General features: G+C 41.8%; 13 protein-coding genes. 7 read left to right on the top strand and 6 right to left on the bottom strand.

Features of this window, described 5'->3' with window-relative positions; translation table 11 throughout:
* Positions 1 to 105: 105 nt before the first annotated feature.
* The 3 genes from W7W_RS0114715 to yihA all read right to left on the bottom strand — a co-directional run bounded on the left by W7W_RS0114715 (position 106) and on the right by yihA (position 2,436).
* On the bottom strand, positions 106 to 681 hold the full coding sequence (locus tag W7W_RS0114715) for a 50S ribosomal protein L25/general stress protein Ctc (protein WP_010664476.1): 576 nt from the start codon (positions 679 to 681) through the stop codon (positions 106 to 108).
* A 98-nt stretch (positions 682 to 779) separates the two neighbouring features.
* On the bottom strand, positions 780 to 1,718 hold the full coding sequence (locus W7W_RS0114710) for a ribose-phosphate pyrophosphokinase (protein WP_010664475.1): 939 nt from the start codon (positions 1,716 to 1,718) through the stop codon (positions 780 to 782).
* A 118-nt stretch (positions 1,719 to 1,836) separates the two neighbouring features.
* Entirely contained in the window at positions 1,837 to 2,436 is a 600-nt protein-coding gene (yihA, locus tag W7W_RS0114705; RefSeq protein WP_010664474.1) for a ribosome biogenesis GTP-binding protein YihA/YsxC, read from the bottom strand.
* A gap of 562 nt (positions 2,437 to 2,998) precedes the next feature.
* Here yihA and W7W_RS0114695 point away from each other — a divergent pair.
* From W7W_RS0114695 to lysA, 3 genes are all read left to right on the top strand, one after another.
* On the top strand, positions 2,999 to 4,012 hold the full coding sequence (locus tag W7W_RS0114695) for a type I phosphomannose isomerase catalytic subunit (RefSeq protein WP_010664473.1): 1,014 nt from the start codon (positions 2,999 to 3,001) through the stop codon (positions 4,010 to 4,012).
* A gap of 540 nt (positions 4,013 to 4,552) precedes the next feature.
* On the top strand, positions 4,553 to 5,863 hold the full coding sequence (locus W7W_RS0114690) for an aspartate kinase (RefSeq protein WP_010664472.1): 1,311 nt from the start codon (positions 4,553 to 4,555) through the stop codon (positions 5,861 to 5,863).
* Between the two features lie 12 nt (positions 5,864 to 5,875).
* Positions 5,876 to 7,033, top strand: coding sequence for a diaminopimelate decarboxylase (gene lysA, locus W7W_RS0114685; protein WP_010664471.1), 1,158 nt, complete (start codon positions 5,876 to 5,878; stop codon positions 7,031 to 7,033).
* 57 nt (positions 7,034 to 7,090) lie between these two features.
* Here lysA and W7W_RS0114680 read toward each other — a convergent pair whose 3' ends face one another.
* Complete coding sequence (locus tag W7W_RS0114680; protein ID WP_010664470.1) at positions 7,091 to 7,390, bottom strand: Dabb family protein; 300 nt, start codon at positions 7,388 to 7,390, stop codon at positions 7,091 to 7,093.
* A gap of 72 nt (positions 7,391 to 7,462) precedes the next feature.
* Here W7W_RS0114680 and udk point away from each other — a divergent pair, with 72 nt between their 5' ends.
* Positions 7,463 to 8,071, top strand: coding sequence for a uridine kinase (gene udk / locus W7W_RS0114675; protein WP_010664469.1), 609 nt, complete (start codon positions 7,463 to 7,465; stop codon positions 8,069 to 8,071).
* 37 nt (positions 8,072 to 8,108) lie between these two features.
* Positions 8,109 to 8,825: a 3'-5' exonuclease gene (locus tag W7W_RS0114670; RefSeq protein WP_010664468.1), complete on the top strand. Its 717-nt coding sequence runs from the start codon at positions 8,109 to 8,111 to the stop codon at positions 8,823 to 8,825.
* Between the two features lie 123 nt (positions 8,826 to 8,948).
* Here W7W_RS0114670 and W7W_RS0114665 read toward each other — a convergent pair whose 3' ends face one another.
* Positions 8,949 to 9,755: an alpha/beta fold hydrolase gene (locus tag W7W_RS0114665; RefSeq protein ID WP_010664467.1), complete on the bottom strand. Its 807-nt coding sequence runs from the start codon at positions 9,753 to 9,755 to the stop codon at positions 8,949 to 8,951.
* Between the two features lie 2 nt (positions 9,756 to 9,757).
* Positions 9,758 to 10,480, bottom strand: coding sequence for a pyridoxine 5'-phosphate synthase (locus W7W_RS0114660; protein ID WP_010664466.1), 723 nt, complete (start codon positions 10,478 to 10,480; stop codon positions 9,758 to 9,760).
* A 201-nt stretch (positions 10,481 to 10,681) separates the two neighbouring features.
* Here W7W_RS0114660 and W7W_RS0114655 point away from each other — a divergent pair, with 201 nt between their 5' ends.
* Both W7W_RS0114655 and W7W_RS0114650 read left to right on the top strand, forming a co-directional pair.
* Positions 10,682 to 11,347, top strand: coding sequence for a CBS domain-containing protein (locus tag W7W_RS0114655; protein WP_010664465.1), 666 nt, complete (start codon positions 10,682 to 10,684; stop codon positions 11,345 to 11,347).
* Between the two features lie 44 nt (positions 11,348 to 11,391).
* Entirely contained in the window at positions 11,392 to 12,270 is an 879-nt protein-coding gene (locus tag W7W_RS0114650) for an NAD kinase (protein ID WP_010664464.1), read from the top strand.
* Positions 12,271 to 12,272: the final 2 nt, after the last annotated feature.

Here is a 12,272-nt window from a genome sequence, read left to right as displayed (position 1 = left end):
CTTTCTGTGTGCAAAAGTAAGATTTTTAGTTCAGGGACTGCTTTGCACTGAAACACAAAAACCCCCATATACAGATATGGAGGTTTTTGAAATATGGTTGAAAGACTACTCTTCTCCAGTGGTTCCTGCAGCACGGGCAGCTCTTGTAAGCTTAACAGAAACAACCACCTGGTTTTTGTTGTTAAGCAGTTCAAGATTTTCAAAGTCAAGTTCTCCTACCTTAAGGCCTTTCCCAAGGCCAAGTTTGGCAATATCAATTTCAAGCAGTGTGGGAAGATCTTTAGCCAGACCTTTAACTTTCAGCTTACGTTTCTCAATAGTAAGTTTACCACCTGCTTTAACTCCTGCAGCCAGACCTTTGGTTTTAACAGGAATCTCAATCACAACAGGCTTATCCTCGAATACCTGAAGGAAGTCCACATGGAGTGCATCATCAGTTACGGGATGATATTGTACGTCCTGAATAACAGCATTATGAACAGTCCCGTCAATATTCAGTTTCACAAGGTGAACATCGGGAGTGTAAATTAGCTTGTTAAAATCTTTCAGAAGCGCTGCAGCATGAAGCGTTTCTTCTCCACCGTAAAGTACGAAAGGTACTTTTTCTTCACTACGAAGTTGTTTGGTTGCTGTTTTTCCAAGGTTCTCGCGCTTGGCAGCTTTGAGTTCAATTGTTTTCATCTTTTTGTTTTTGAATGTGTTACTCAAAATTAAGATTGTAATGTGAAACCTTAATCTCCCATCACACTACGCCATTTTGGCGGCCGCAAAGGTAATAATTAAATTACAAATTGCGTACTTATGGATTGATAATTATAAACTTTATCAATGGTGTCGGCGAATAATTGAGCGGCCGAGAGCACCTTAATTTTCTCTGATTTTTTCCTCAAAGGAATGGAATCCGTTACATAAATCTCACAGATGCTTGATTTCTCGATGTTCTCGTAAGCAGGACCGGAAAGAACCGCATGAGTTGCGAATGCGCGCACACTGGTTGCACCTTGTTCAAGCATCATGTCAGCAGCTTTGGTGAGCGTACCTGCTGTATCCACCATGTCGTCCACAATGATTACATTTTTTCCGGACACATCACCGATGATTCTCATTTCATCTACCACGTTGGCCTTGGAGCGATGTTTGTGGCAAATAACCATGGGGGCATCCAGGAACTTGGCGTAAGTGTTGGCCCTTTTGGAGCCACCCACATCGGGCGAAGCAATGACCAGGTTTTCCAGGTTCAATTTGCGGATATGAGGCACGAAAATTCCGCTTGCATATAGATGATCCACGGGGATATCAAAAAATCCCTGAATCTGATCTGCGTGTAAATCCATCGTGATGATGCGGTCCACTCCGGCAGTGGTCAGTAAATCGGCTACCAGCTTGGCTCCAATGGCCACTCTTGGTTTGTCTTTACGGTCCTGACGGGCAAAGCCAAAATATGGCATCACGGCTACCAGTTTGTAAGCAGAAGCCCGTTTGGCTGCATCTATCATCATCAGCAACTCAAAAAGATTGTCCGATGGTGGAAAAGTGGATTGGATAAGGAAAACATGCGACCCTCTTATGGTTTCCTCATAAGCAGTGGTGAATTCTCCGTCACTAAAACGTGTCAGATTAATGTTTCCCAGTTCTCTTCCATTACAAAGACTGATTTTTTCGGCAAGATAGCGGGTGTTGGTTCCCGAGAATAATTTGATTGGTGCTTTAGGTGGCATTTAAAGTCCTGTTTATCAGTTATATTCAGTAGCGAATTCTGGTTGCAAAGGTAAGGAAAAATACCTGTTTAACGGTAAATTCTTACTAAAGTAACATATATTGTTATAAAGTAATAGTTTAAATCTGATTTTTGTTAATTTTCTCAATGTAAGAAAGAAGCTCTTCCTGCCCCTGCCTTGTGGAAGAGGAGGTCAGAAATATCGGAGGCAATTCCTCCCAGTCTTCAAGAAGTCTTTCTTTGTATTTGGTGATGTTGTCTTCCAGTTGTGCGGGTTTCAGTTTGTCGGTCTTGGTAAATACTACCGCAAAGGGGACCCCTTTAATTCCCATGTTCTGCATGAAATCCAGGTCTGCCTGAATTGGTGCATGCCGGCTGTCAATCAGCACAAACAGGTTGGATAGGTTTGTTCGATCGGTAAGGTACCCCTCAATCATCTTCTTGAATTTCTCCCGTTCTGACTTGGAGAGCTTGGCATATCCGTATCCGGGCAGATCGACCATATACCAACTGTTGTTGATAAGAAAATGATTGATAAGTCTTGTTTTTCCTGGAGTTCCTGATATTTTGGCCAGTTTTCTGCGGTCACAGAGCATATTCAGAAGCGATGACTTTCCTACATTGGAGCGCCCAATGAATGCATACTCGGGCTTATTTGGGGCAGGACAATCTTTCGGATTGGCACTGCTTGTAAGAAATGATGCTTCGGTTATTCGCATTTTTTTTTTGCAAAAATATGATGTTTTTTGGTTTGATAATAAATTTTCTTTGTAAAAGAATGAAACGTTCCTGATTTTTGAATCAGTAAAAACATAAAAGGGAATGATTGGAGAACAGTGATAAGCTTTATCCGGCCTTAACCTGGTCTATTCATAAGTTTTCGTTATGAGATGCTCAAATACCAATAAATATGGGAACCGCAAAGAAAATTGATGAAGGGAATAATATTTTATTTTCAAGTTAATTTTCTTGAGGACGCCCGTATTTAGCCGGTAGTTGAACATTGTAATAGATAATTTAGGAAAAGTTCAGGTTAAAATAAATTGAATTTTGAAAAAGCAGATTAGACTGTTTTACTGCTTCGCTATATTCCTTATAATAATTGTAGCTTGCTAACATCTGGAAGTAATTTGTTTCTATAGCAGGCATCAAAGATTATTTATTGTTGCAAAAGCAATTTGTAGAATCTTCTTAAAATCCGGTGGTAATATATCACAGATTGCTTGATGCGACAATCTATTTGGTATATTTGCATTTCACAGTAAAAGCATTTTTGATATTATGGAAAGAAAACTTTATCCGTTAAAATTTGAACCGATTCTGAAACAAAGACTGTGGGGCGGCACTAAGCTAAATACGGTTTTGAATAAATCTATTGGAGAAGTCACTGACATTGGCGAAAGCTGGGAGTTGAGCGGTGTGCCCGGAGATGTGTCCGTGGTGAGCAACGGTTTTCTAAAGGGAAATTCGCTGAGTGAATTGCTGGAAATTTATATGTCCGAACTGGTAGGGGATAAGGTTTTTGAAAAGTATGGAAATGAGTTCCCTCTGTTGATTAAGTTTATTGATGCCAATGATGTCCTTTCCATTCAGGTTCATCCTGATGACAAACTGGCTCGTAGCAGACACAATTCTTTCGGAAAAACGGAAATGTGGTACGTCATGCAGGCCGATAAGGGAGCAAGCCTGATCAGTGGTTTTAAAAAGGATACCGGAAAAGAGGAGTATCTGAAAGCTTTGGAAAATAAGAAGCTGGATGATTTGCTTGCCAGTCATGAGGTGGAGCCGGGAGATGTGTTTTTTATACCTGCCGGTCGGGTGCATGCAATCGGGAAGGGCATCTTGCTTGCTGAGATTCAACAAACTTCCGATGTGACCTATCGTATTTATGATTTTGATCGCAGAGATGCAGAGGGCAATGCCCGTGAACTGCATACTGCTCAGGCTCTGGATGCTATTGACTTCTCCGGGGGAGATGAGTACAGGACTCAATATAAAGCCAAAGAAAATGAGATTACTGCGATCGTGGAATCTCCTTATTTTGTAACCAGTTTGATTGACTTGAAAGGACACGAGCTCAGGAAAGATATTTTTGAGATTGACTCGTTTGTAATTCTGATGTGTATGGAAGGAAGTGCTGACATTATTTATAATGATGGTCAGAAAGAGTCCGTTAAGATGGGAGAAACTGTGCTTGTTCCTGCCGATTTAAAGGAATTTACCATCAAGGCAGAGCACAAATGCAAGATGCTTGAAGTGCATATGCCGGATGTTGAATCGGAGTCTAAAAAGTAATTTTAAGCCTTTGAGACAGGAAGAAAGGGGATTGATTGTCGGATTGACTGAGAATCAATCCCCTTTTTCCTGCTAGTGTCAATTCAAGTGTAGAATGTCGGGTAAGCTGCCGCTATTTATCACCTTGTGCAAATCAACAAAAAAGTAAGCTTAGCCGTAGCTACGTGAGTCTTTTTTTGAGAAGCACAAGTTAGAAAGAGCAAGGCTTGGGCCGTCAGACAATGCTTGACTTGACACTCGTGTGTCAGTTATTAAATTAGTGAAGGAATTTAGTAATTGCCACACTAGTTAAGTATTGCAGTCGGGTGCTACAGAGATGTATCAGAGTGTAATCCTTCTTTATTGATTGGTGCTTTTACCTCTCAGAAAGACTGTGTGTGAGCGAAATTGTTAGCGGATTAGGTCTTTTTTGTTAAAATTTATAACTTTGCAGACTGTAAAAATGATTAAATTGTCATGCGATGTTTGAGTACTTTCATTTAGGAAATGAATGGAAGAAATAAATTTACAGGCAATGTGCAATTTGAAAATATTATAGTTATGAAGGTACTAAAATTTGGCGGAACATCAGTAGGATCAGCACAGCGTATGCGTGAAGTGGCAGACCTTATTACCGGTTCCGACCGTAAGATTGTGGTTCTCTCCGCAATGTCGGGAACAACCAACAGTTTAGTTGAAATAGCAAATTATTTATACAAGAAAAATTACGACGGTGCCAATGAGGTTATTAACAGACTTGAGCGTGGTTACCTGAACACGGTGGCCGAACTTTTCAAAAAGGAAGAGTTCAAGCATAAAGGTCTGGAGTTGGTAAAATCGCATTTCGATTACGTAAAATCTTTCACCAAGGATGTGTTTACGGTCTTTGAGGAGAAATCCGTACTGGCCCAGGGGGAGTTGCTGACCACTGCACTTTTTAATTTTTACCTTCAGGAGAACGGACATGACTCGGTGTTACTTCCGGCATTGGATTTTATGCGTACCAATAAGAATAATGAACCGGATACGGTTTATATCCGGGAGAATCTGGAGCGCATCATGAGTGATTTTGAAGGGACTCACCTTTTTATTACGCAGGGGTATATCTGTCGTAATGCATTTGGTGAGGTGGACAACCTTCAACGTGGTGGGAGTGATTATACAGCCTCTCTGGTCGGAGCTTCTTTAGAAGTCGAGGAGATTCAGATCTGGACTGATATTGACGGGATGCACAATAATGATCCCCGATTTGTGGAAAACACCACCTCAATTGCTGAAATTTCGTTTGATGAGGCCGCCGAGCTGGCCTATTTTGGAGCGAAAATCCTGCACCCCACCAGTGTATTGCCTGCCAAACTGGCCAATGTACCGGTGAAAGTACTTAATACTATGGATCCTGAAGCTGTTGGAACCACGATTTCTTCTTCACAGCACAAAAACCGGATAACTGCCGTTGCAGCCAAAGATGGTATCACTGCTATTAAGATTAAATCAGGACGTATGTTGCTGGCTTTCGGTTTCCTGAGAAAGGTTTTTGAGATTTTCGAAAGCTATAAAACGCCCATCGATATGATTACCACTTCCGAGGTGGGAGTATCTGTTACCATTGACAATGACAGGCATCTCGACGAGATACTGGATGATTTGAGGAAGTTTAGTACTGTGGAAGTGGATTATGACCAGGTAATAGTTTGTGTTGTTGGCGACCTGGTAGCTGAAAATAAAGGGTATGCCAACCGGATTTTTGAAGCACTTAAGGAAATTCCCATCAGGATGATCTCTTATGGAGGAAGCGAGCATAACATCTCCTTGCTGGTGGATGCAAATGATAAAAAGGATGCTTTACAGGCATTAAGTGCAAAACTTTTTTAAACAAGTTACAGAATGACAAATTTTCCTACAGAGAAATTTAAAGAACTAAAAACACCGTTTTATTATTATGACATGAATCTGCTGGAGAACACTCTTTCTCTTGTAAAGAAAGAGTCTGAGAAGTATGATTTTCATGTTCATTATGCTATAAAAGCCAATGCCAATGACCGGGTTTTGGAAAAAATCCGCTCCAAAGGTTTTGGAATTGACTGTGTCAGTGGTTATGAAATACAAAAAGCACTGGATGTAGGCTTCAGTCCCGACGGGATTGTGTTTGCAGGTGTGGGAAAAGCCGATTGGGAAATAGAACTTGGTCTGAAGCACGATATTTATTGTTTTAATGTGGAGTCGCTTCCTGAATTGGAAATTATCAATGAGCTGGCGGCCAGGAATGGCAAGAAAGCCAGGGTGGCATTCAGGATAAATCCAAATGTCCAGGCGGATACTCATCATTATATTACCACCGGACTGGATGAAAATAAATTTGGTATCAGTATGCCGGATCTGGAATCAGTATTGGACAGGATGAAAGAGTTGGAGAACGTTCAGTTCGAAGGGATGCATTTCCATATTGGTTCACAGATCACGGATCTGGATAACTTTAAGGATTTGTGCATCAGAGTTAACGAATTGCAGGAGTGGTTTATTTCAAGACAACTTTTCCCCAAAGTGATAAATGTTGGTGGTGGTTTCGGAATCGATTATGACGATCCCCAAAACAATCCAATCTCAGATTTTGCTTCTTACTTCAAGGTCTTTAAGGATTTTCTTAAGCTTAAAGCGGGGCAGGAGTTGCATTTTGAACTGGGACGATCTGTTGTTGGTCAGGCAGGAAATGTGATTTCCCGTGTGTTGTATGTGAAAGAAGGGGTAAAAACCCGTTTTGCCATTATCGATGCCGGAATGACCGATCTTATTCGTCCTGCACTCTATCAGGCCAAGCATAAAATTGAAAGTCTGTCTGCCTCCGGGGATTCAAAGACTGTCAGGTACGATGTGGTGGGGCCAATTTGTGAATCATCCGACAGCTTCGGGAAGGCCATTGATTTGCCCGAACTGAAGCGTGGCGATTTTGTTGCTTTGCGAAGTGCAGGCGCCTATGGTGAGGTTATGGTTTCCAAATACAACCTGAGAGAAGAGCCTCAGGCGTTTTATTCTGATGATTTTTAAGAGATTTGATAAAAATAAAAAAACGCACGACCTGATAATTACGGCCGTGCGTTTTTTTTATATCTCATAATCCACACAGGCCCGTTTTTCCAGAATCTCTCTGATAGCAGCACCTGCTTTCACATGATCGGGATGTACCGCATAGGCCTTAAGCCCTTTCATATCATCGAATTCAGAAACCAATGACAGGTTATATTCTTCCTCCGGATTGATGTTGATTCCAACCTCCATTTTACGAAGTGTTTCAACTTTTTCAACCAGTGCTTCTAAATCGGCTTTAATCCTTTCTGATTTGTTTTTTTTCTCGTCAGCAGGCAAATCTTCTTTGAACTTGAACAATACAATGTGCTTAATCATGAGTATTATCTTTTAATTATTTGACCATCTGTTGTAATTTAGTGCCGTAAAAATATAAAAATCAAACAACATATGCTCGTAATTGGCATTGCCGGAGGCACCGGATCAGGGAAAACCACTGTGGTTCGAAAAATAATGGAAAAATTGCCTGCCGGAGAGGTGGCGCTCCTGCCACAGGACTCTTACTATCGTGATAACGGACATCTGCCTCTGGAAGAGCGGCAAAAAATCAATTTTGATCATCCCGATTCTATTGAGTTTGATCTTTTGGTGGAGCATATCCGAAAACTAAAAGCCAATCAACCTGTAGAACAACCTGTTTATTCTTATCTCTCCTGTTTGCGTTCAGAGGAGACCATCTCTGTAAGTCCAACTAAAGTGGTCATTGTGGAGGGGATTTTGGTGCTTACCCATCCCGGTCTGAGAAAGTTGATGGATCTGAAGGTGTTTGTGGATGCTGAGGCCGATGATCGTTTGATGAGGGTTATTCAGCGAGATATTGAAGAACGCGGACGAACTGTGGAAAAAGTGTTGAACCGGTATCAAAAGACTGTGAAGCCTATGCACCTGCAATTTATTGAACCCTGTAAACGATATGCAGATCTTATTGTGCCCCAGGGAGGTGAAAATCATGTGGCCATAAATATTCTCACCCATTTTATTCAACGTAACCTGTCCTAAATTTACTTATTCAAAAATCAGGCTAAAACCTTGTGTTATGCTTAACAACATTGCATCCGAAAAAATAATGTACATCGATATTGAAACGGTGCCTGAGCATCCTGCTTTTGGTATGCTTGATGATACGATGAAAGCCTTGTGGGAGAAAAAATCTTCTAAAATATCCGGTGCGGATGTTACACCGGAAGAGGATTATGTCCGGGCTGGCATTTATGCTGAATTTGGGAAGATTATTTGCATCTCGGCCGGCATCATTAAGGCCGAAAACGGAGAGAGAACACTGAGAGTGAAATCTTTTTTTGGTCATGATGAAAAGAAGTTACTGCAGGAGTTTTCGGCTGCCCTGACTAACTTCACATCTCACCCGGGAACCAATATTTGTGGACACAATGTGAGAGAATTTGATTTTCCATACATCGCCCGCAGGATTCTTATCAACGGACTGCAGTTGCCGGATATTCTGGATGTGGCAGGCAAAAAACCATGGGAGGTCAAGTTTATTGATACCATGGATCTCTGGAAGTTTGGAGATTTTAAGCATTATACCTCACTGAATTTGCTTACACACATCATGGGAATCCCATCTCCAAAAGATGATATTGACGGTAGTCAGGTGGCTTCTGTTTATTACGAGGAAGATGATGTGGAGCGTATTGCACGTTATTGTGAAAAGGATGTGCTGGCAACGGCTCAGTTGTTTCTCCGGCTGAAAGGTGAACCTTTGCTTAAACCGGAGAATGTGGTTTCTGTTTAGCAGTACGTTGGTGAAATAGTATTTTTTCGCACTATTAATATTTTGGATGGCTGGCTATCTGTATTTGTTGATTGCCGATGGGGCATAGTTGCTGCCCGGTGCTTAAAGCCCCGGGCGTTTTGGTCAGACTTCCAAAAAGTATTTAACAGTTTTCAGGAACAGGTCATGTTGTTCTGCATGAACCCAATGACCTGCACCGGGGATGTTTACAATCTGGGATCCTGGAAAAAATTTATTGATGGACAGGGAGTCGTCTTCGTGTATGTAAGGAGATTTTTCTCCTCTGATGAAGATGGTTTCGGGCATTTTTACTCCGGCAGGTGGTGTCAAATCCGAAAAGCCATCCATGACATCCTGAAGGTTGTCCCTCAGGGCTTTCAGGTTGAGTTGCCATTCATAATTCCCATCCTTTGTTCTTTTAAGGTTCTTCATCAAAAAACCTCTGAGCCTTTTCTGCGGAAAAGTTTCTTTCAGAATGTTATCGATGTCCTGGCGATTCTTAAATTTTGTCGGATCTACAGATGACAGGGCTTCTATAATTTTTCCGTGATCGGCAGTAACTTCTGCATAATTGGCATAAGAGCTGTATGATTTTGGAGCAATGTCAACCACAATCATTTTTTCTGCCATTTCCGGATATTCCAGGCAGAAACGCATCACTGTTTTTCCTCCCATGGAATGGCCCATCAGAATAGCCTTGTTGATGTTCAGTTTTTTCATCAATTCATGGAGATCCTCTGCCATTGCCTGATAGGTATGTTCCTGGCTATGTGGCGATTTGCCATGGTTGCGCTGATCAATGAGGATAACGCGAAAATCTTTTTCCAGTTCTCCTGCCACAGAAAGCCAGTTGTCAGAGGCCCCGTAAAGCCCGTGGACGATTATGATTGTTTTGTTGCCTGTTCCTTTTTCCCTGTAAAAAAGTTCCATCTCTATTTTTCTTTAATCAGAAGGTCTTTATACATATTAATGGTTCGCTCGAGTCCATAGTATAGGGCATCGCTGATAAGTGCGTGTCCGATGGAGACTTCTTTCAAAAAGGGAATTCTCTCATTGAAAAACTTCAGGTTTTCAAGATTCAGATCGTGACCTGCATTGATTCTCAGGCCTGCCTTGTTGGCAATGTTGGCTGCTTCCACGAAAGGGGCAATGGCTTTTTCCGGATTTTTTGGGTAATCTGTGGCAAAAGGCTCAGTGTAAAGTTCTATCCTGTCGGTATTTGTTTTGGCAGCGTTGACGATGAAATCGGGGTTGGTGTCAATAAAGATGGAGGTTCTGATACCATACTCTTTCAATTCACCAATGACATCCTGTAAATAAGAGAGGTGAGTGATGGTGTCCCAGCCCGAATTGGAAGTAATGGCCTCGGGCGGATCGGGAACAAGGGTTACCTGGTGGGGCCGAACTGCTTTTACCAGTTCCAGAAATCTTGGGGATGGATACCCTTCAATGTTAAATTCGGTCTTTATGACTCTCTGGATGTCGTGTACATCCCTGTATTTAATGTGTCGCTCGTCAGGGCGTGGGTGAACGGTGACACCCTGGGCTCCGAATTCCTGCACATCAACAGCCGCTTTTACAACATCCGGGATGTTCCCGCCTCTTGAGTTTCGTAGGGTTGCAATCTTATTTATGTTTACGCTGAGTTTTGTCATGATAAAAAAGTTCCAATACTTATTTCTGAGAAATATAGAAAAACAGTAAAATGTTTTGTTTGTTTAAAATTTTGAGTGTATTTTCCCAACAAAATGGGATTGTATTGTAAGTTTTATGGTTGATATGAATGCTGTTTTGAATAAAATAATTATCTTAAAGCAACAGCAAATTTACAAAGTATTTCCGGAAAGCGCATTTTTATGTTGGCAAAAGATTTAATTTCAGACATCATTCCGTCCTTAAAAACGTCCGATACAGGGGTTAATGCCCTGGCCTGGATGGAGGCATTTCGTGTGTCCCATTTACCCATCGTCAACAATAAGGTTTTTCTAGGCCTTATTTCTGATGCTGACATCTATGATTTGAATTCTGCTGATGAGCCATTGGGCAATCACCGCTTGTCACTGATCAAGCCATATGTATTCGCACATCAGCACATCTATGATGTTGTGGAGATTGCATCCCGGCTTAAACTGACTGTTGTTCCTGTTCTGAGTCCTGATCAGGATTATATTGGTGTCATAACACAAAATGATTTACTGCTCAGGTTTTCCGAGTTGATTGCTGCTCCAACCCCGGGAGGTATTATAGAAATAGAACTGGGGCCGAGAGATTATGCTCTTTCCGAGATTGCACGAATTGTGGAAGATGCCGATGCCAAGGTCCTGAGTCTTTATGCTTCTCAAAGTAAAGCTACCGAGCAACTTAAAATCACCATTAAACTCAATAGGGTTGATGCCGGTGGGGTGATAAACGCTTTTGAACGTTACGGTTATAAAGTGAATGCTGTTTACTCCGGCGAATCTCAGGTGGATGATACCACCCGTCGGAATTACGAGTCACTAATGAAATATCTGGGGGTTTAACGCTTGTTTGTTGCTTATTTTTTATCTTCGTTCACAAAAAAAGTATGGAAATTGCCATATTTGGAAAAAGCTTTGGTGATGTTTTTTATGAGAATTGCAGACAACTGTTTGACTATTTGCATAAAAAAGGGACCAGGATATATATATATAAACCGTTTTACGAGTTTCTTTCCGATAAATTTGACCTGAAACCTGAAGTTACAGGCTTTTTTTCTTCCTCGGAGGATTTGCCCGCGGTGGATATGCTTTTTAGTATCGGAGGAGATGGTACTTTTCTTCAGGCAGTCACTATTGTTCGGGACTCGGGCATTCCCATCGTCGGCATTAACAGTGGTCGTTTGGGTTTTCTGGCCGATATTTCCCGGAATGAATTGCCCGTTGCTCTGGAGGAGATTGATCTTGGCAGGTATAAAGTTAAGGAATTATCATTGCTGGAATTGATCAGCCCTACCGGAATTGTGGACGATTTTAATTTTGCACTCAACGAATTTGCGGTCCACAAGCAGGACAGTTCTTCCATGATTACCATTCATACTTATCTGGATAACGAATATCTTAATTCGTACTGGGCCGATGGGCTAATCGTGAGTACCCCCACCGGATCTACGGCCTATTCACTTAGCGTTGGGGGGCCTATAATGCACCCCTCTTCACAGGGGATAATAATAACCCCAATTGCACCGCATAACCTGACGGTGAGGCCGTTGGTTGTGCCTGACAATATGGAGCTTACGTTGAAAGTGGAAGGGCGTGGAGGGAAATTTCTTGCCAGCCTTGATTCCCGCAGTGTTGTGGTGGAAGAAGGCACTGAGCTGAAAATCCGAAAAGCCGGTTTCCCCATAAAAATGGTGGAGCGTACTGATCAGAGCTTCTACAGCACTTTGAGAAATAAGCTGATGTGGGGGGCTGACCGTCGAAATTGACT

Origin of the sequence: Marinilabilia salmonicolor JCM 21150, assembly GCF_000259075.1 — a bacterium.
GTDB lineage: Bacteria > Bacteroidota > Bacteroidia > Bacteroidales > Marinilabiliaceae > Marinilabilia > Marinilabilia salmonicolor.
This window is presented reverse-complemented; position numbering and strand designations above follow the sequence as displayed.